Source organism: Parvibaculum sp. (genome assembly GCF_019635935.1).
Classification (GTDB): Bacteria; Pseudomonadota; Alphaproteobacteria; order Parvibaculales; family Parvibaculaceae; genus Parvibaculum.
The window spans coordinates 1316438-1336562 of record NZ_JAHBYN010000001.1; the positions used below are offsets into that span (position 1 = coordinate 1316438).

A 20125-nucleotide genomic window follows, 5' to 3' on the forward strand; every position below is an offset into this window, starting at 1 on the left:
CGGGATAAGTTGCGGGAGAAGTCGCCCCGAAAGCTGTTCGTGACAGTTTTTTGACAGATCGATGACAGAAGGGGCGTTTTCAGCCTCCTTTTTGTCCATCCGATCTGTACACGGATAAAAATTCCGGGGCCTTATTCCGCCGGTGCGTGGATGTCCCGTCCGGCCTTCGCCGCGACCCTCCGCTCCTGCCAGCCGGCGAGGATCAAATAGACCGTCGGCACGACGAACAGCGTCAGAACCGTGCCGAAACTGATGCCGCCCACAATCACCAGACCGATCGACCGCCGGCTCTCCGCGCCCGCGCCGCTCGCCAGCGCCAGCGGCATCGCACCCAGCACCATCGCCCCCGTCGTCATCAGGATCGGACGCAGCCGCAGGCCCGACGCTTCCACCACCGCTTCGTATACGGAACTGCCGCGTTCGCGAAGCTGGTTGGAGAATTCGACGATCAGAATCCCGTGCTTGCTGATCAGGCCGACAAGCGTAATCAATCCGACCTGACTGTAGATGTTGAGCGTCGTGCCCGTCAGGAACAACAGCAGCAACGCACCGGCAATCGACAGCGGCACGCTGATCAGAATGACCAGCGGATCGAGAAAACTTTCAAACTGCGCCGCAAGCACGAGATAGATGAAGATCAGCGCCAGGAAGAAAGTGATGAGAATGGTGTTCGACGACTTGACGAATTCGCGAAGCTGCCCGTCGACATCGGTCTGCGCCGTCGCGGGCAACACCCGGAGCGCCAGCTCGTCGAGAAAATCCAACGCCTCGCCCATCGAATATCCGGGCGCGAGGTTTGCCGAGATCGTCGCGGCGCGAAGCTGGTTGAAACGATTGAGCGCGTTGGGCGCAACCGTTTCGGTCACCGATATCAGATTGGAGAGCTGGACCATTTCGCCCTGCCCGCCGCGCACATAGATATTGCTGATATCGTTCGGCGTCCGCCGCTCGTCGTCGGCAACCTGCACGATCACATCGTATTGCTTGCCGCCTTGTTCGTAGCGCGTGACCTTTCGTCCGCCGAGCAGCGTTTCGAGCGTCCGCCCGACCGTCGACACGTCGATGCCCGCATCGACAACCTTGTCGCGATTGACCGCGATGTCGAGTTGCGGCTTCTGCAGCTTGAGGTTGGTGTCCGGATTGACGAAGCCGGGGTTCCGGCGGATCTCGTTCATCATCAGGTTCACATACCGGTCCAGGTCTTCATACGTGCCCGATGCCTGCACCACATACTCAACCGGCAGCGAACGCCCGCTCTGTCCGAGCGACGGCGGATTGATTGCGAAAGCGAGGATGCCGGGAATGCGGCTGAGCTTCGGCTGCATTTCGTTGACGATCTCCCGCTGCGAGCGGCTGCGTTCGCTCCAGTGAATAAGGCGCGAGAACGACACGAGATCGGTGATCTGCGGAAAACCCGAAACGACGAGATAGCCGGCGACTTCGGGAATATCGATATAGACCTGCTGAATCTGCTTTGCATAGCGCGCCGAAAACTCAAGCGTCGCGCCTTGCGGCGCCTGCCCGACGACCAGCAACGTGCCGCGATCTTCAAGCGGCGCCAGCTCACGCTGCAGCAGCAGCATGAAACCGGCGCACGACACCGCGACGATCGCGGCAACCGCCACCACGGCGCGTTGCCGCGCGAGCGCCCGCCGCAGCACTTTCTTGTAGCCGGCATCGAGTTCGTCGAGCTTGTCGCCGAGCCAGCGCTGTATTCGGCCCTGGTTCGTCTCATGCCGCAAGAGCTTCGAACAGAGCATCGGCGTCAGCGTCAGCGCCACGAACCCGGACACGAAAACGGCGCCTGCCAGCGTCAGCGCGAACTCCAGAAAGAGTTTGCCCGTGCGCCCTTCCGCGAAACTGACAGGCGCATAGACGGCAACAAGCGTCAGCGTCATGGCGATGACGGCGAAGGTGATCTCGCGCGACCCGTCGATGGCCGCCTGGAAGGGCGTCTTTCCCATCTCGATATGACGATAGATGTTTTCGAGCATCACGATGGCGTCGTCGACGACGAGGCCGATCGCCAGCACCATCGCCAGCAGCGTCAGCGTGTTGATGCTGAAACCGAACAGCAGCATGATCGCAAAACTGGTGATCAGCGCGATCGGAATGGTGACGACGGGAATGAAGGACGCACGCACCGTTCGCAAAAAGACGAAGATCACCAGTACGACAAGCACGATGGCTTCGAGAATTGTCTCATAGACCGAACGAATGGATTCGGCGATGAACACCGAGGTGTCGTAGCCGACAAACGAACCCATGCCTTCCGGCAGCGTCGGCGCCAGATCGTCGAGCGTCTGGCGCACCGCCGCGGCAACCTCCAGCGGATTGGCCGTCGCCTGCTTGACGACGCCGAGCGAGATCGACGTCTCGCCGTTATAGGTCGCCGACCGCCGGACGTCGGCGGCGGCAACTTCCACCCGCGCCACCTGCGCGAGCCGGACCTGAAAACCGTCCGTCTCCTTGACGACGATGTTTTCAAACTCTTCCGGCGTTTGCAGCGCCGTCTTGGCCAGCACCGTGAATTCGCGGTCGAAACTCTCGATGCGGCCGGACGGAATTTCGGCGTTCTGTGCACGGACGGCATTCTCGACGTCCTGCACCGTGAGGTTGTAGGCGGCGAGCCGCGCCCGGTCGACCCAGATTCGCATCGAATATTCGCGGCCACCGAAAATACTGACCTGCGCGACGCCGGGCTGGTTCTGCAATCTGTCGCTGACGATCCGATCCAGATAATCGGTGATCTCGAGCGAGTCCATGCGATCGCTCTTGAAGGCGATATACATGATCGGCTGTGCGTCGGCCTCGACCTTGGCGATGATCGGTTCATTCACATCGTCCGGCAGCAACCCGCGCGCGCGGCCGACACGGTCGCGCACATCGCTCGCCGCGACATCCGGGTCGGTCGTCAGCGTGAAGCGCGCCGTCACCTGGCTCTCTTCCGGACGGCTCGCCGACGACAGCACCTCGATGCCTTCGATGCCGGCCATCGAATCCTCGAGCGCCTGCGTAACTTCGCGCTCGACAACCGCCGCGCTGGCGCCGCGATAAACCGTGGTCACGGTGACGACCGGTTCGTCGATTTCCGGATATTCGCGCACCGACAACCGGTCGTAGGAAACGATGCCGAGCAGCATCAGGATCAGACTGACGACGGTTGCGAAAACCGGGCGGCGAATGAACAGTTCGGAAATATGCATCGACGGCCCCGCTAACCGGCCGGATCGGCAACAGGCCGGTCTTCGTGCGTCAACAACGGTTCGACAGGTGCGCCGTCCTGGATTTTTAGCTGGCCCGCAATGATCACCGCCTCGCCCGGTTCGATGCCCGACACAAGCTCGACCTGTCCCGGTTGCCGGTCGCCCGTTTCCACGCGGCGGATGGCGGCGTGTCCGTCGACGACGACGAAGACGGCCTTGTTTCCGGTCTGGTCGGTGACGATGGCGGACTCAGGCACGAGAATGGAATCCCGTGTTTCGGTCACGATGTTGACGCGTCCGAAAAGTCCGGGCCGCAATTCGCCGCCCTCGTTCGCCAGCAATGCGCGAACGCTGAGCGCGCGGCCCTCGATGCTGACCACCGGATCGACGGCGCTGATGACGCCTTCAAATGTCTGGCCGGGCAGCGCATCGAAGGCGATGTCGACCTTCTGCCCCTTTCGAATGCGCGTCAGGAAAACTTCGGAAACGCGGAAGTCGATCCGCAGATTGTCGACATCGGCAAGCGTCGCAATCGGCTCTCCGGCCGTGAGATATTGCCCGAGGCTGACCTGGCGCAAACCGACGATGCCTGCAAACGGCGCCTTGATCGTCGCCTTGTCGAGCGCCGTCTGCGCGGCCGCGAGTTCGGCTTCCGCCGACTTGAAGTCGTTGAGCGCTTCGTCGCGCGCCCGCGCCGTTCCCGAACCCTGGCGGACAAGTTGTTCCGCACGCTGATAATTGGCGCGGGTCAGCGTCAGCCGCGCCTCGGCCTGCGCCAGCCGCGCCTTCAGATCGTCGTCGTTGAGCCGGAGCACAACCTCGCCTTCCTCGATCCGCTGCCCGTCGGTGAAGTCGATGCTGGTGACGATGCCGGCGATCTCGGGCGTCACCACGATCGACTGGTCGGCCTGCAACGTTCCGAGCGCAGACACGCGAATCTCGACAGGCGCGTGGCGCGCCTCGACGACCTCGACGACCGCCGGCGGAAACCCGCCCTGCTGCTGCCCCGCAAAACGGTCATAGAGACGGTAGAGGAACAGCAGCGCCAGCAAAACGCCCAGCACGGCCAGAACGCCGATGACGATGGTGCGGGGCGAATGCTGTTTCAGGGAAAGCTGTTTCGGTAACTGCATGAACTATCGCTTGTTGAAATCGTACCGCAGACCGCGACCGTGTCGGCAGGCGCGGAAGACGCCGGCCGCGCCTGTCGACACGCCCGCTCGGGGCATTCTGGAATAGGTCATTTGGACGGGCAGGAAAATGGCAATTTGCCAGCATCGCCCACAATATAGGCGCGGTCGGCGGGCGGTAGCGGCAATGGTGGGCGTGACAGGGATTGAACCTGTGACCCCTTCGATGTCAACGAAGTGCTCTCCCGCTGAGCTACACGCCCATTGCCATTTCCAGTCGCCGGCAGCGGGTGCCGGCGGGCCGGCGCCGAACGGCGCCGAAGGCCGTTCCTATAACGAGGATACCCTTTAAAGACAAGCCGGAAACGCGGGCGCGGCAGCCAGCGCCGGACCGCTCAGGCGGCGACCATCAGCCGTTCGACTTCGGCCACGAGGTCGCGCAGGTGGAAGGGCTTGGAAAGCACCTTGGCGTCTTTGGGTGCCGCCACTTCGGGATTGAGCGCGACGGCTGCAAAGCCGGTGATGAACATGATCTTGAGTGTCGGGTCGAGTTCCGCGGCCAGCCGGGCAAGCTCGATGCCGTCCATTTCGGGCATCACGATGTCGGTCAGCAGAATGTCGAAAACATCGTTCTTGAGGCGCCGATGGGCCTCGTCGCCCTGTCCATAGGACACGACTTCATGGCCGGCATTTTCCAGCGCCTTGGCCAGAAACCGGCGCATGGATTCGTCGTCTTCAGCGAGGAGAATGCGTGCCATGGCCCCGTGCCCGATCCGTCCCTTGATACCCTTCATGGCGAAAGCGGACGCACAGCCTGCGGCCAGCCCCTCACCCCACGGGTGCCACTTTAGGATTCCAATAGTAAACAGGATGTGAACTCCAGCCCCTCATATTCGCCGCCTGGCACAATTTGCCCGCCCGGCCCCGCGGGTCGCTCTCGGCGGGAGGGTCATGCTATGCTTGCCCGGCGGCGCCTCCGGCACCCGCCATCCGCAACGGTAAAACAGGCATTTCGGCTTTTCTGCAAATGGACCTGGCCCCCGCAAACACGATCGCCACGCCGGCCGCACAAGGGCCGGACACGACGGAGGCTGGACTGTTTGCGCAGCCGGTCATCGTCGAAAGCCCGTCACGTCAGCGGATCCCCTTTGTGTTCAGTTCCCCCCATAGCGGGCGGCACTATCCGGCGTCCTTTGTCGCCGCCTCCAATCTCGATGCGCTGACGCTCCGCCGCAGCGAAGACAGTTTTGTCGAGGCGCTCTTTGCCGGCGCCGTCGGCCTCGGCGCACCGTTGCTGCATGCCTTGTTCCCGCGGGCCTATCTCGATGCGAATCGCGAACCCTACGAACTCGACCCCTCGATGTTCGCTGAGCCCCTGCCGCCGCATGTGAACACGCGCTCGCTGCGTGTCGCCGGCGGCCTCGGCACCATTGCCCGCGTGGTCTCGGATGCGACCGAGATTTACCGGGAGCCGCTCTCCTATGCGGAAGCGGAAGAACGCATTCGCCGCCTCTACATGCCCTTCCACGATGCGCTGAAGGGATTGCTCGAAGACACGTTGAAAAGCTTCGGCTGCGCGATCCTGATCGATTGCCATTCGATGCCGTCCGTCGGCGGCCCGACCGACGACGACAACGGCGCCGACCGCCCCGACATCGTGCTGGGCGACCGCTACGGCACCTCCTGCGCCGGCGCCATCACGGCCGAGGCGGAGCGGATATTGCGGCAACTCGGCTACAGCGTCGTGCGCAACAACCCCTATGCCGGCGGCTTCAACACCGAGCATTACGGGCGCCCGCGACGGGGTCTTCATGCCTTGCAGATCGAGGTCAACCGCGCCCTCTACATGGACGAGGCGCGCCTGGAGCCGACGCCGGGCCTGGAAAAAATGCAGGCCGACATGACCGCCTTCATCGACGAACTGGCGGCCTGGGACTGGTCGGCCCTGACGCCCGGCGCGCGCGGCGCCGCCTTCTGAGACGGTTCGCGACGACCGCCGCCCGCAGCCTCCCGGACAAAAAAAGGGGCCCTGGCGAACCAGGGCCCAAGTTTAGGGAGGAAACGCCCAGGAAGGGCTGCGACAGCGGGAGAAACCTCAACCGATGCCGCAATGCACAAGATGACATTGCAGCGCACACAAATCAAGGGCCAAAGCAAAAAATCTTCGCCCAAAAATGCGCCGAAATCTGCCAAAAATAATGGCACTTCGCGTCTTTTCTAGCCGTCGGCCGGAATGGGTGCAGCGCAGCGAGATTGGCCCGAACCTGGCGCTCACATGCGCCGCGCGGCATCGCAAACGTTCCTTAACGCCCCTTGTCCCATGATGACCGGTGAAACGCCGCCGGACCTGCCGGTCTTGCGGCCCTATGGCAAGGGGTGGGACGGATGGCCGCTATGGCGCGCCTTTTCAATTTCGGGCTCTTCGGCATCGCTGGCGCGGTGGCGCTTTCGATTTCGTTTCAGCCGGCGAGCGCCGCAAAGGCGAACGGCGACTATGCCGCGTCCGATCCGGCCGCGCTCTGCGAGCAGGCAACGCGTTACCACGAAATCGAGAGCGGAATGCCGCGCGCGCTGCTGGCCGCGGTCTCGCTTGCCGAATCGGGCCGTGCCGATCCGGCGACGCGGCAGTCGCGTCCCTGGCCGTGGACCATCAATGCCGAAGGCCGCGGCTATTATTTCAAGACCAAGGAAGAAGCCGTGCGTACGACGCAGCGTCTTCTCGACGGCGGCATGCGCTCCATCGACATCGGCTGCATGCAGGTCAACCTGCGCTATCACCCCGATGCCTTCGCAAGCCTCGAAGACGGCTTCGATCCGATGACCAACGTCGCCTATGGCGCCGACTTCCTGAAGCGTCTTCACGCGCAAACCGGAAATTGGCCCAAGGCCGTCGCGTTCTACCACTCGCAAACCAGAGCGCATGGCGGCCGCTACTTCGCCCGCGTGATCCGCATCTGGGAGAACGAACGCAACCGCATCGCCAATGCAGCCTACGTCACACCCCTTCGGCCCGAACCGCGGATCGACATATCGGGCGAACTGAAACCGGCGATCGGTCCCTCACGCGAAATCGAAGCCCGCATGGCCGAGCCAATCGCCACGGCAAGCATTGTGCGCCCGGCGCCGAAAGTGCTCGACGCGGGCACGGGCCGGAACGTGCGCGAAGCGGCGGTCGCCGCCGTCGGACTGCGTCTTTCGATTGCCGACGGAGATTTCGAAGTCGCGAGCGACACGACGCAGCGCGAACTGCCGCGCGTGCTCGATCCCGTGATGGCCGACATACCGACACGCGTCGCAGAGGCGGACATACCCGGCGCCTGATATCGGGCGGGGGCAATCGGACATTCGGGGGCAAGGGGCGATGGGCGCGTTCGGCGATGCGATGAAGAGTCTGGCGGACCTTCTGAACGATTCCGTCATCTGGCAGATCGTCGACATCATGTCGGCGCTTTTCATCGTCGGCATCGGCTGCGGCGTCATTGCCATCGCCGTCCTCTTCATCATCGACAGCACCCAGACAAAGCACGCGGTGCGCCGCAACTATCCGGTGATCGGCCGCTTCCGCTATCTCTTCGAAACGCTCGGCGAATATTTCCGGCAGTATTTCTTTGCGATGGATCGCGAAGAGCTGCCCTTCAACCGCGCCCAGCGTGCCTGGGTCTATCGCGCGGCAAAGGGCGTCGACACGACGGTCGCCTTCGGCTCGACGCGCGACCTCCGCCCCGCCGGCACCGTCACTTTCGCCAACTGCCCTTTCCCGACGCTCGACCGCAATGCCGCCGACACCGCGTTGATCGAAGTCGGGCCCTATGCGCGCAAGCCCTTCCGTACCTCTTCGATCTACAACATTTCCGGCATGAGCTACGGCGCGATTTCAAAACCCGCCGTGCTGGCGCTGTCGAAAGGCGCGCGCATGGCCGGCATCTGGCTCAACACCGGCGAAGGCGGCCTATCGCCCTTCCATCTCGAAGGCGGCGCCGACATCGTCTTCCAGATCGGCACCGCGAAATACGGTTGTCGCGACGACGATGGTGGCTTGTCGGACGAGAAACTTGCGGCGCTCGCCGCACACGAACAGATCCGCATGTTCGAAATCAAGCTGAGCCAGGGCGCCAAGCCCGGCAAGGGCGGCATCCTGCCCGGCTCGAAGGTGACGCCGGAAATCGCCGCCATTCGCGGCATTCCCGCCGGTCACGATTCGATCAGCCCCAATCGCCACCCCGAAATCGACAGCATCGGCGAGCTGCTCGACTTCGTTTCTCACGTGCGTGAGGTGACGGGCAAGCCGACCGGATTCAAGCTGGTGCTCGGCGCCTATGACTGGCTCGACGACCTCTGCGCCGAGATCAACCGCCGCGGCATCGAGAACGCACCCGACTTCATTTCGCTCGACAGCGCCGACGGCGGCACGGGCGCGGCGCCGATGCCGCTGATCGATTATGTCGGCCTGCCGATCTGGGAAAGCCTGCCGGTACTTTGCGACACGCTGGAGCGCCACAAGCTGAAATCGCGCATCCGCGTGACGGCGAGCGGCAAGCTGATCACACCGGCCGAAGTCGCATGGGCGCTCTGCGTCGGCGCCGATTTCGTCTGCTCGGCGCGCGGCTTCATGTTCTCGCTCGGTTGTATCCAGGCGCTCCAGTGCAACAAGAACACCTGCCCGACCGGCATCACGACGCACAACAAACGCCTGCAGCGCGGTCTCGACGTCACCGACAAGGGCGAACGCGTGCGCCGCTATGCGGAGCGCGTGACGCAGGAAGTCTGCGTGATTGCGCATTCCTGCGGCGTCACCGAACCGCGCCGCCTCAACCGCGAACATGCACGCATCATGGGACCGGACGGCGTGTCGGTATCGCTCAAGGACTATTATGGCCGCTGGGCCGACACGGCCGCCCTCCCCTCGCGCAACGGCATCGGCCGCCCGCGCTTCGGCGCCGACGCCGCCTAGGCCGGAACCACCAGCCGCAAAAACTGCGTGCCCTGCTCGATCGATTGCGGCAGGTGGCCGCGCGCGTCGCCGTCGACTTCAACCTCAAGGCCCGCCGGGTTCGTCACATCGACACGCCGAACCGGCAACACTTCGACGCTGCGCAGCTTCCCGACACGGCCAAGCGCCAGCGCGACGAGAAAGCGGACAAAGCCGAAGCGGCTTGCGTCATGCAGCAGAAAAAGCGTCAGGCCCGGCTGCGTGATGTTCTGGTCGGGTGCGAGAATGAACGGACCCGCATAGTTGCGCGCATTGGTGACGATCGCCCAGGCGGCGCGTTTCTCGCGCCCGTCGGCGACGAGCCGGATGTCGCGGCCGGGGCCCGCCGCCCATGCCTTGAGGCCGGACCAGACGAAGGCGCCCTTGCCCCACAGGCGTTTCAGGCGCGGGTCGATGCCGTGAACCACGACGCCATCGAAACCGATACCCGCCATCAGCAGGAAAATCTCGCCATCGACCAGCCCCGTGCCGATGAGCTCCGCCGGACCGCCAAGCAGCATCGATGAAATCTCCTCCGCGCGCGGACGAAGGCCGATCTCGACGGCCAGCACATTCGCCGTGCCGAGCGGCAGAATGCCGAGCGGCACGCCCTGCCCCAGAAGACCGCGCGCCACCTCGTTGATGGTGCCGTCGCCGCCGGCCGCGACGATCACATCCGCTTCGCCGCGCCGCGCCGCCGCGCGCGCAAGCGCCGTCGCATGCCCGGCCGCTTGCGTCAGCTCCACCGTGACGTCCGAACCGCTGGCGCGAAGCCGCTCAACAACGCGATCGAGCAAGGTGCGATTGCGACGTCCGGCGGCCGGATTGACGATAATGTGGAAGTTGCGGCGGAGGGCCAAATCGCGGTTCCCGGGGGGTCACTGTCACAAAACTGTCAAAAAACTGTCACAAATCCTTGTTGCGGCGCACCCATATTCGCGGCGAACGGAACCGGACGATTCGCTTATAGCCAGATTGATCGGCTCAAGCGAGACGGCCAGCCGGGGATAAGTAAAACGACCGACGCGAGATGAGTACAACAAGGCGATCGACGCGAATATGACAGTGATCGAAACGGGCTTGCCGAGACGGATGGACGAAGCGGCGACCGCGCCGCCCCCGGTCTCGTCAAAAAAATCCCGCAAGGAAGCGGCCCGCGCGAAAGCAAGGCGAAACGGGCTCGACGAAAGATTGCTGGGGCCGCGCCCCAAACACCGCAAACAGCACCGCACGCTTTTCCTTTCCGACATTCATCTGGGTACGCCGGGTTGCAAGGCCGAGCTGCTGCTCGACTTCCTGCGCCACAACGACGCCGAGACTTTCTATCTGGTCGGCGACATCGTCGATGGCTGGCGCATCAAACGCTCCTGGTACTGGAACGCCGCACACAATGCGGTGGTGCAGGAATTCCTGCGCAAGGCGCGCAAGGGCGCGACGATCATCTATGTGCCCGGCAATCACGACGAGGCGCTGCGCGACTATACCGGCCTCAATTTCGGCGGCATCGACGTGATCGGCGAAGCGATCCACGAAACGGCCGACGGACGCCGCTTCTTGGTAATCCATGGCGACCAGTTCGACAGCGTGGTCAAATATGCGAAATGGCTGGCCCATCTCGGCGACCGCGCCTATGGGCTGGCGCTGACGCTGAACAACTGGCTGCACGAGGTGCGGCGCTTCTTCGGCTTCTCCTACTGGTCGCTCTCGTCCTACCTGAAGAACCGGGTCAAGAACGCGGTCGAATATATTTCGAGCTACGAACAGGCGGTCGCCCGCGAAGCGCGCGAACGCGGCGTCGACGGCGTGATCTGCGGTCACATTCACCATGCCGAAATGCGCGACATGGACGGCGTGCTCTACTGCAACGACGGCGACTGGGTCGAAAGCTGCACGGCGCTGTCGGAAGACGAGCACGGCGCGATGTCGTTGATTGTCTGGCAGAAATTCTCCTGGGAAACCGAGCTCGCCAACGGCGAGACGGAACCCCATGACGAAGACGCCGAACCCGTGTTGAGCGCCGCCTGATGCCCCACAGCACAACGCTCGCATCCCTCGCCCCGCTCGCGCCGCGAAGGAAGCATCGCATCGCGAGGCTTCTGAGCCGCTTTCGCGGCGGCCCGCTGCCGAAGGATGTCGGCCGCTTTTCGGAACCCCTGCGCATCGTCATCGTTTCGGATGCCGCGCCGCCGCAGGTGAACGGCGTCGTGCGCACGCTGCAGCAACTGACGCAGCATCTCGAAGGCATGGGCCATGAGGTGACTTTCGTCACGCCCGACATGTTCGCCACCGTGCCGCTGCCGACCTACAAGGAGATCCGCCTCGCGCTCTTTCCGATGCGCAAGATCGCGCGGATCATCCGTCAGGCGAACCCGAACGCCATCCATATCGCGACCGAAGGCCCGCTCGGCCTTGCGGCGCGGCGCTTCTGCTTGCGCAAGGGGATCCCCTTCTCGACCTCGTTCCACACGCGCTTCGCCGAATATCTGAACGCGCGCACCGGCATTCCGCTTTCATGGGGTTACGCGTTCCTCCGCCGCTTCCATGCGAAATCGGCGAGCCTGATGGTGGCGACGCCGTCGCTGCAGGCGGAACTGAAGGAACGCGGCTTCGGCACGCCGTCGATCTGGTCGCGCGGGGTCGATGTCGAACGCTACCGGCCCAAGCCCGACATGCAGGACGCACACCCGATGGGCCTTGCGCGGCCGGTCTGGCTGAATGTCGGCCGCATCGCGGTCGAAAAGAACCTCGAGGCCTTTCTCGATCTCGACCTGCCGGGCACCAAGATGGTGGTCGGCGAAGGCCCGCGCCTCGAACATTTGAAGAAGCGCTATCCGGATGCGCATTTCACCGGCCCGCTTTTCGGCGAGGAACTGGCCGACGCCTATGCAGCAGCCGATGTGTTCGTCTTCCCGAGCAGGACCGACACGTTCGGCCTGGTGCTGATCGAGGCGATGGCGGCCGGAACGCCTGTTGCCGGCTACCCGGTGCAGGGCCCGGCCGATGTGCTGGCCTTCACACCCGACGGCGCCAAGGCCGGCATTGTCGACGCGGACCTGAAAACCGCCTGCATGAAGGCGCTGCGCCTCAACCGCGACGACGCGCGCGCCTATGCGATGAACTTCTCCTGGGACGCCTGCGCCAAGCAGTTCATCTCGAACCTCGCGCTGGAGGAGATGCCGGGCGCGGAAGAAACGGTCGAGATGCGCGCCGCGATGGAAGTGGTGGGCTGAACGCCTGTTCGGCCATTGCGGCGAGCAAGGCGACGATTCCGGAATCCTCAGATTTTCCACGCCCACAAGTGTCATCCCGGCGAAAGCCGGGAACCATGGGCGGTTGCGCCCGAACGTGAGGCACATGGACCCCGGCTTTCGCCGGGGTGACATTTTTTTGTTTATGTCAGCCACCCAGCGACGCCCGCCGCACCCGAAAAGATATCCCCAATTGTCAGCGCAACGCTCGATCCCCATATAGGGACCATCTCCAGAGATGCGCCCTACTCCACCCCCGTCGGCAACCCGTCGATGCTGACGCGGTTCTTTTCCTGCCAGTAATCGGCGATGCCCTCCGCGCCCTTCGCTTCGGCCCAGCGGATGAGCGAGGGGCGCTCTTCCTTGTAACCGTAGAGCGGCACGCCGAAACCGCAGCTTGTCTGCACCAGTTCGACATCCATGACGACGATCTGCCGCGCGCCGGCGGGCTCGCGGTTTTCGAAGAAGCTTTCGAGATAGCGCGCATAGTCGCCCGTGCCCTTACGCGCGACGCGGCCGCGCCCGTAAAGCCGCAAGATCATCGGCGGACCGTCGAAGGCGCAGAACATGATGGTGAGGCGGCCATCGGCCTTCAGATGCGCCGCCGCCTCGTTGCCACTGCCGGTGTGATCGAGATAGCAGACCTCGTTGTCGCCGGTGACGCGAAAACCGTCGAGCCCCTTGGGCGAGAGATTGATGCGGCTGTCCCCCGTAGCCGAGGCGGTGAAGAAAACATGCTGGCGCTCGATGAAGCCGCGATGCTCGGGCGAGATGCTCGGGAACTGTTTGGCCATGTCTCTTTCCTTTTCAATCGCCGTCGATCAGCGCGCGTGAATTCGTGTCGGGGATCGTCGAATAGTAGGCCGCCGCCGCAACCAGCACGAAGGCGAGAAAGCCGAAGGCGGCGCGGTAGGTGATGTCGAAGCCGAAATCCATGCGCAGCAACTGGCCGATCAGCACGCCCGACAACGCGCTGAGCACGAAGACACCGGCCATGTTGCCGAAATTGAGGATGGTAATGCCGCGCCCGGCGAGACGGTCGGGGAAGATCAGCCGCCCATGCGCCAGCAGAAGCGGCGTGTAGCCGGCATTGAGGCCGAAAATCACGAAGAGCGCCGTGACCAGCCAGAGCGGCGGCGTGTCGAGCGCGGCGAGAAGGGCGAGGATCGCCGCCGACAAGGCGGCGCCCGCCATGATCGGCTTCTTGATGCTGCCGAAGACGCGCTCGGCATAGCCCCAGACGAGGAGGCCGACGACCTGGCCGGCCGTCAGCAGCAGCAGCACATTGCCGCGCGCGGTGAGGTCGAGGCCATGGACATCGGCGAGATAAGGCGAGGCCCAGAGCGTCTGCACGGCGGCGAAAACCGCATAGCCGGTCGAGATCATCACGAAAAGCGGCGGCACGGCCGGATGGCGCACGACCTCGCCAAGCCCGCGAAGGCTCTGGCCGAGCGTTTCGCGCGGCGCGGCGGACGCCGGATGCCCCGCCGGCGCATCGCGCACGATGAAGCCCATGGCGACTGCGAGAACACCGGTGACGATGGCGGCGAGAACGAAGCTGGCCCGCCAGCCGATCGCCTCAGCGGCGAAAGCGAGCGGCGCGGTCGCCATCAGCGCGCCGAGCGTGCCGATCGAAATCTGCATCCCCGTCAGCGCCGCGAAACGGTCGGCCGGGAACCAGCGGCGATAGATCATCAACGGTCCCATCAGCATCACCGAGCAGCCGATGCCCATGAGGATGCGGGCGACGGTGAGCCCGGTGCGGCCCTCGGCCATGGCGAAGACGAGGCAGCCGAGCACGGCGATGCCGACCGAGCCGATCATGGTGAGGCGCGCGCCATAGCGGTCGAGCAGGATGCCGACCGGAATTTGCATCAGCGCGAAGGAAAGGAAGAAGGCGCCGGAAAGGATGCCAAGTTCTTCGGGGTGCAGGCCGAGATCGGCGGTCAGGTTGGGCGCGATGACGCCGGTGGACGAGCGCAGGAACTGGCTGACCGTGTAGACGAGACAAAGGATGGTGACGAGCGCCACGACATAGAGGCGGGAGGCGCGCGGGGCGGACATCGGGAGGGCTCCTCCGGGCAGGCTTTTGCCGGGGATATGCACAGAAAGCAGGCCCCAAGGCCAGAGCCAATTCGCGCAAGGGCCGTCGCGGATTTGCCGGGCGCGCCTGAGGCCGTTAACGCCGTTTCCGCCCCTTTGCCGCACCTGCGAAGCAATCCTTGTGGGCCCCCGCCCAAGCGGCTATAACCCGGCCAAATTTCCGGCCGCCCCGCGCCTGGCTCGTTCCGCGCGGCTGGGCGGCCAGTTTTTATGGATCGCGTTTTCGGACGGAAAGCCCCCCCTTTTCACATGGGGCGACACCTTTCCTGAAAACGCTCTTGCCCCGGCGGTCATATGTCTATTCGGAATATCGCGATCATCGCCCATGTCGACCATGGGAAGACGACGCTGGTCGATCAGTTGCTTCGCCAGTCCGGCACCTTCCGCGACAACCAGCAGGTTGCCGAGCGGGTGATGGATTCGAACGACCTCGAGCGCGAGCGCGGCATCACCATTCTGGCGAAATGCACCAGCGTCGACTGGGAGCAGGACGGCACCCACACGCGCATCAACATCATCGACACGCCGGGCCATGCCGATTTCGGCGGCGAGGTGGAGCGCATCCTGTCGATGGTGGACGGCGTGGTGCTGCTGGTGGACGCGGCCGAGGGCCCGCTGCCGCAGACCAAGTTCGTGACCTCCAAGGCGCTGGCGCTGGGCCTGCGCCCCATCGTGCTGATCAACAAGGTCGACCGCCCCGACGCGCGCGCCGACGAAGTGCATATCGAGGCTTTCGATCTCTTCGCCGCGCTCGGCGCGACCGACGAGCAGCTCGACTTCCCGACCATCTTCGCCTCCGCCAAGGAAGGCTGGGCGACCGAAGACCTGAACGCCCCCGACGCGAAGGAACACGGCATGACGCCGCTCTTCGCAAAAATCCTGACGCATTTCCATGCGCCGGCCGCGCTGACCGACGGTTCGCAGCAGGAACCTTTTGCGATGCTGGTGACGACCATCGAGAGCGACCCTTATCTCGGCCGCATCCTGACGGGCCGCATCGAGAAGGGCGTCGTGAAGCCGAACCTGCCGGTGCAGGTGTTGCGCAAGCCCAAGGGCGGCGAGGCGACGACGGTCGAAAAGGGCCGCATCACCCGCGTGATGGCCTTTCGCGGCATCCAGCGCATTCCGGTCGACGAGGCGAAAGCCGGCGACATCGTGGCGATTGCCGGCCTTGAGGAAGGCACCGTCGCCGACACGATCTGCGATCCGGTCGTGACCGACGCCATCGACGCGTTGCCGATCGACCCGCCGACGCTGTCGATCACGGTGTCGATCAACGACAGCCCGCTGGCGGGGCGCGAAGGCACCAAGGTGCAGTCGCGCGTCATCCGCGAAAGGCTGATGAAGGAAGCGGAATCGAACGTCGCCATCAAGGTGTCGGACAGCGAAAGCCGCGACGCCTTCGAAGTGGCGGGCCGCGGCGAATTGCAGCTCGGCGTACTGATCGAGAACATGCGCCGCGAGGGCTTCGAGGTTTCGATCTCGCGGCCGCGCGTGCTCTACCGCGAGGACGACAAGGGCAACCGCCTGGAGCCGATCGAGGAAGCGACCGTGGATGTCGACGACGAATATACGGGCGTCGTCATCGAGAAGATTTCGAACCGCCGCGGCGAAATGATCGACATGCGGCCGACGGGTGCCGGCAAGACGCGCATCGTCTTCCATTGCCCCTCGCGCGGGCTGATCGGCTATCACGGCGAATTCCTGACCGATACGCGCGGTACGGGCGTGATGAACCGCATCTTCCACGCCTATGAGCCACATCGCGGCGAAATCGAGGGCCGGCGCAACGGCGTGCTGATCTCGAACGGCGCCGGCGACGCGGTGCCTTACGCGCTCTGGTATATCGAGGAGCGCGGCGTGCTCTTCATCCAGCCGGGCGTGAAGGTCTATGAGGGCATGATCATCGGCGAGAATGCGCGCCCCGACGACCTGATCGTCAATCCGCTGAAAGCAAAGCAGCTGACCAACATCCGCACCACCTCGAAGGACGAAGCCGTGCGCCTGACGCCGCCGCGCCCGCTGACGCTCGAACAGGCGATTGCCTATATCGAGCAGGACGAACTGGTGGAAGTGACGCCGAAATCGATCCGCTTGCGCAAGCGCTATCTCGATCCCAACGAGCGCAAGAAGTTCGCCCGGGCGGGCTGACGCCGTCCGATTTGCCTCATCCGCCCGCCGGTGCCACTCTTCCCCGAAAGAAATGACGGGAGGCGCGGATGGCGGGCAATGCGGAATGGCTGGCGCAAGTGAAGGAAGCGGCGCTCGAGCCCGCGCTTCCGATCATCGACCCGCATCATCACCTCTGGGACCATCCGGGCTCACGCTACGAGCTTGACGAGCTGCTGGCCGACACCGGCCAGGGCCACAACATCCGCGCCACCGTCTTCGTCGAATGCAAGGCGATGTACCGCGCCGGCGGACCGGAAAACCTGAAGCCCGTCGGCGAGACCGAATATGTGAACGGCATCGCCGCGAAATCGGCGAGCGGGCAATTTGGCGAGATGCGCGCCTGCGCCGGCATTGTCGGCTTTGCCGATCTGCGGCTGGGGCACAAGGTGGACGCGGTGCTGGAAGCGCATCTGGCCCGCGCGCCGGAGCGCTTTCGCGGCATCCGCCACGCCTCCGCCTTCGATCCGAGCCCGGATGTGCGCGCCTCGCACACGCTACCGCCCAAGGGGCTGCTCGGCCTCGATACATTCCGCGAGGGCTTCGCGCGGCTGGCGAAATTCGGGCTCAGCTTCGACGCCTGGCTCTATCACCACCAGATCCCGGAATTGACGTCGCTGGCCCGCGCGAACCCCGGGACGACGCTTGTATTCGATCATTTCGGCGGACCCATCGGCATCGGGCCTTACGAGGGCAAGCGCGCCGAGATTTTCGCGCAGTGGAAAAAGGATGTGGCGGAACTCGCGAGCTGCCCGAATGTCGTCGCCAAGATCGGCGGCATCAACATGGCGGTCAACGGCTTCGGCTGGCACAAGCGCGCCAAACCGCCGACCTCGGACGAACTGGTGGCCGCGACACGCGACTGGTATCTGCATTCGATCGATGTCTTCGGCCCCGAGCGTTGCATGTTCGAAAGCAACTTCCCGGTCGACAAGCTCTCCTGCTCCTACGGCGTCTTGTGGAACGCCTTCAAGAAGATTGCGCAGGGCATGAGCGCCGCCGAGAAAGCATGGCTCTTCCACGACACAGCCCAACGGGTTTACAGGCTGGACTAGCCGCCCGCCCCGCCCCATGATGCGCGCGGCCTCAAGACCGGGACTTCCGATGCTTTCTCCACAGGATATCGACGAACTCGCGCATTTCGCACTCGAACTCGGCGAGGCGGCGGCGGCCGTGACGCTGCCGCATTTCCGCTCCGGCCTCAGCGTCGACAACAAGCGCGGGCGTTTCGCCTTCGATCCGGTGACGGCGGCCGACCGCGACGCCGAAGCGGCGATCCGCAAGCTGATCGGCGAACGCTATCCCGACCACGGCGTCCTCGGCGAGGAACATGGAAACCACGACGGCACGAGCGGCCTGACATGGGTGATCGACCCGATCGACGGGACGCGCTCCTTCATTTCCGGCGTGCCTTTGTGGGGAACGCTGATCGCGCTCAATGACGGTGCGCGGCCGGTGATCGGGCTGATGGAACAGCCCTATATCGGCGAGAAGTTTCTCGGCCGTCCGGGCGGCAGCGAGTTGATCGGGCCGAAGGGCACGACGCCGCTGAAGACAAGCGCCTGCACGAAGCTTGAAGACGCGCTGCTCGGCAACACCGATCCCGGCATGTTCCGGGTCGACGCCGAAAAAGCCGCCTTCCGTGAACTGACATCGAAGGTGAAGCTGCGGCGCTTCGGCGGCGACTGCTATTTCTATTGCCTGCTGGCGGCGGGCACGCTCGACCTCGTGGTCGAGAGTTCGCTCGAGCCCTACGACATCCAGGCGCTGATCCCGATTATCGAAAACGCCGGCGGCGTCGTCACAAGCTGGTCGGGCGGCGACGCGCAGCGGGGCGGACAGGTGGTGGCGGCGGCAAATACCGAACTGCATGCGGCGGCGCTGAAAATCCTGTCGCCGGCCGCCAACGGCTAGCGCTTTTCAAGATCGCCGATAAAGCGGTCGAAGGCCGACCAGAATCGCGCCCGGATGTCGTCGGTCTCGATCAGGATTTCGTGGCGCGCGCCGCGCATGATCGCAAGTTCGCCAGCCGGCATGCCGATGGCGGCGCGATGCAGCGCCGCACCGTCGATCAACACGTCCTGCGTCGCCTCGCAGATCAGCACCGGCGGTTGAACCTCGGCGAGCCAGCACCTGTCGGAAACGAGGTCGATCGAGCGCATGGCGGCGTCGAGCCAGCCGACCGTCGCCGAACCGAGACCGAGCTCCGGCTCGGCGCGCAGCAACGCCTGCAGCAGCGCATAGCGCTTTTCGTCATGCGTCAGGATGTTGTCAGCGAAGTCGGTCTCGTCGGCGGCTTTCGCATTGCCGCCCGGCGCATACCGCCCGGCCTGACCGAGCCGGGAGAGCCCCGAAACGGTCGCCCGCGCCGCAAGCGCCGCACCGCGATTTGGAAAGCGCAGACCCAGCATCGGCGCCGACAGAACGACGCCCGAAAACCATTCGGGGTGGTCATGCAGGCCGCGCAGCAGGATGTTGCCGCCCATCGAATGCGCGAGCGCATACCAGGGTTTCGGCAGGCCGGACGACGCTTCCGCCATCACATGCGCGAGATCGCGGTCGAAGGTCGAGAAATCGTCGATATGTCCCTTGCGGCGGTCGGGCAGCATGCGCGTCGACAAGCCCTGCCCGCGCCAGTCGAGCGAAACGACGGCGAAGCCGCGCGCCCGCAGCTCGCCGACGATCTCGAAATATTTTTCGACGAACTCGGTGCGTCCGTTGAACAGGAAGACCGTGCCGCGCGTGCCGCCGCCCCATGTGAAAACGCGCAGCCGCGCGCCGTCGGCCATGTCGAGCCAGCGCGCATCGCCGCCTTCGGGCATCGGATTTTCAGGAATGAGGACGACGGGCGCGTTCAATCGGACACCGTGCCCGCATGCCGCGCCATGATCGGCCGCAGGCGCGCCACGATGGTGGGATCGCCGACAATCCGGATATGACCCTGCCGGAACGCGACATTCTGGTCGATATGGCGTTGGAAGATGTTGAGATTGAGCACCGGGTCGATATGGATCGTGCAATCGGTCGGCACGTCGCGGCGATGCACTTCATTGGGGGTTTTCGTGCCGTCGATCACCAGCATGTCGGCGCCGGGATGCACGAATTTGAGCGTCGCGCCAAGCGACACATCTCCTGTCAGCGCCGCCTTGAGCAGCGCCTCGATTTCGTCGACCGCCTGGGCGGCGGCTTGCGCCATCCGACCGGCGGGGGCTTTTTCCGTCTGGGCCATCGCAATCCCGTCCCGCATTCTTTCCATGCATCCTATCATCGTCTCAGGGCCTCTGCCCAACGGTGCTTTGG

16 protein-coding genes and 1 tRNA gene are annotated in these 20125 nt (G+C 64.4%); 8 read left to right on the forward strand and 9 right to left on the reverse strand.

Annotated features, from left to right (window positions below; all coding sequences use genetic code 11):
- Positions 1–131: 131 nt before the first annotated feature.
- The 4 genes from KF719_RS06790 to cpdR all read right to left on the reverse strand — a co-directional run bounded on the left by KF719_RS06790 (position 132) and on the right by cpdR (position 5094).
- Positions 132–3206, reverse strand: a complete 3075-nt coding sequence (locus tag KF719_RS06790; RefSeq protein ID WP_293507960.1) for an efflux RND transporter permease subunit — start codon at positions 3204–3206, stop codon at positions 132–134.
- Positions 3207–3217: 11 nt separating this feature from the next.
- A complete protein-coding gene (locus tag KF719_RS06795) occupies positions 3218–4339 on the reverse strand; it encodes an efflux RND transporter periplasmic adaptor subunit (protein WP_293507961.1) in 1122 nt (373 codons plus the stop codon).
- A gap of 185 nt (positions 4340–4524) precedes the next feature.
- Positions 4525–4599 (reverse strand) — tRNA-Val (locus KF719_RS06800).
- Positions 4600–4731: 132 nt separating this feature from the next.
- On the reverse strand, positions 4732–5094 hold the full coding sequence (cpdR, locus tag KF719_RS06805) for a cell cycle two-component system response regulator CpdR (protein WP_293507962.1): 363 nt from the start codon (positions 5092–5094) through the stop codon (positions 4732–4734).
- 269 nt (positions 5095–5363) lie between these two features.
- On the opposite strand from cpdR, the gene KF719_RS06810 reads away from it, so the two are divergent.
- From KF719_RS06810 to KF719_RS06820, 3 genes are all read left to right on the forward strand, one after another.
- Positions 5364–6314: an N-formylglutamate amidohydrolase gene (locus KF719_RS06810; protein ID WP_293507963.1), complete on the forward strand. Its 951-nt coding sequence runs from the start codon at positions 5364–5366 to the stop codon at positions 6312–6314.
- 416 nt (positions 6315–6730) lie between these two features.
- Positions 6731–7657 (forward strand): transglycosylase SLT domain-containing protein, encoded by a 927-nt coding sequence (locus KF719_RS06815; protein WP_293507964.1) that lies wholly within the window; start codon positions 6731–6733, stop codon positions 7655–7657.
- Positions 7658–7697: 40 nt separating this feature from the next.
- On the forward strand, positions 7698–9287 hold the full coding sequence (locus KF719_RS06820; RefSeq protein ID WP_293507965.1) for an FMN-binding glutamate synthase family protein: 1590 nt from the start codon (positions 7698–7700) through the stop codon (positions 9285–9287).
- On the opposite strand, the gene KF719_RS06825 is transcribed toward KF719_RS06820, so the two are convergent.
- Positions 9284–10165, reverse strand: coding sequence for a diacylglycerol kinase family protein (locus tag KF719_RS06825; protein ID WP_293507966.1), 882 nt, complete (start codon positions 10163–10165; stop codon positions 9284–9286). The two genes, KF719_RS06820 and KF719_RS06825, sit on opposite strands and share 4 nt — an antisense overlap.
- Before the next feature lie 199 nt (positions 10166–10364).
- Between KF719_RS06825 and KF719_RS06830 the strand changes: the two genes are divergently transcribed.
- Together KF719_RS06830 and KF719_RS06835 are read left to right on the forward strand one after the other, a co-directional pair.
- Positions 10365–11330 (forward strand): UDP-2,3-diacylglucosamine diphosphatase, encoded by a 966-nt coding sequence (locus KF719_RS06830; protein WP_293507967.1) that lies wholly within the window; start codon positions 10365–10367, stop codon positions 11328–11330.
- Positions 11330–12535 (forward strand): glycosyltransferase family 1 protein, encoded by a 1206-nt coding sequence (locus KF719_RS06835; protein WP_293507968.1) that lies wholly within the window; start codon positions 11330–11332, stop codon positions 12533–12535. The genes KF719_RS06830 and KF719_RS06835 overlap by 1 nt, the downstream gene beginning before the upstream one ends.
- 263 nt (positions 12536–12798) lie before the next feature.
- Here the strand turns inward: KF719_RS06835 and KF719_RS06840 are convergent, their stop codons facing one another.
- Together KF719_RS06840 and KF719_RS06845 are read right to left on the reverse strand one after the other, a co-directional pair.
- Positions 12799–13347: a pyridoxamine 5'-phosphate oxidase family protein gene (locus KF719_RS06840; protein ID WP_293507969.1), complete on the reverse strand. Its 549-nt coding sequence runs from the start codon at positions 13345–13347 to the stop codon at positions 12799–12801.
- A 13-nt stretch (positions 13348–13360) separates the two neighbouring features.
- Complete coding sequence (locus KF719_RS06845) at positions 13361–14617, reverse strand: MFS transporter (protein WP_293507970.1); 1257 nt, start codon at positions 14615–14617, stop codon at positions 13361–13363.
- 333 nt (positions 14618–14950) lie between these two features.
- Here KF719_RS06845 and typA point away from each other — a divergent pair, with 333 nt between their 5' ends.
- The 3 genes from typA to hisN all read left to right on the forward strand — a co-directional run bounded on the left by typA (position 14951) and on the right by hisN (position 18739).
- Positions 14951–16807 carry a translational GTPase TypA gene (gene typA, locus KF719_RS06850; RefSeq protein ID WP_293507971.1) on the forward strand — a complete coding sequence of 619 codons (1857 nt, stop codon included), beginning with the start codon at positions 14951–14953 and terminating at the stop codon, positions 16805–16807.
- Positions 16808–16875: 68 nt separating this feature from the next.
- Positions 16876–17880, forward strand: a complete 1005-nt coding sequence (locus KF719_RS06855; protein ID WP_293507972.1) for an amidohydrolase family protein — start codon at positions 16876–16878, stop codon at positions 17878–17880.
- A gap of 49 nt (positions 17881–17929) precedes the next feature.
- A complete protein-coding gene (gene hisN, locus KF719_RS06860) occupies positions 17930–18739 on the forward strand; it encodes a histidinol-phosphatase (RefSeq protein ID WP_293507973.1) in 810 nt (269 codons plus the stop codon).
- Here hisN and KF719_RS06865 read toward each other — a convergent pair.
- Both KF719_RS06865 and KF719_RS06870 read right to left on the reverse strand, forming a co-directional pair.
- Positions 18736–19683 carry an alpha/beta hydrolase gene (locus KF719_RS06865; protein WP_293507974.1) on the reverse strand — a complete coding sequence of 316 codons (948 nt, stop codon included), beginning with the start codon at positions 19681–19683 and terminating at the stop codon, positions 18736–18738. The genes hisN and KF719_RS06865 overlap by 4 nt on opposite strands.
- Positions 19680–20054, reverse strand: coding sequence for a hypothetical protein (locus tag KF719_RS06870; RefSeq protein ID WP_293507975.1), 375 nt, complete (start codon positions 20052–20054; stop codon positions 19680–19682). The genes KF719_RS06865 and KF719_RS06870 overlap by 4 nt, the downstream gene beginning before the upstream one ends.
- Positions 20055–20125 lie beyond the last annotated feature (71 nt).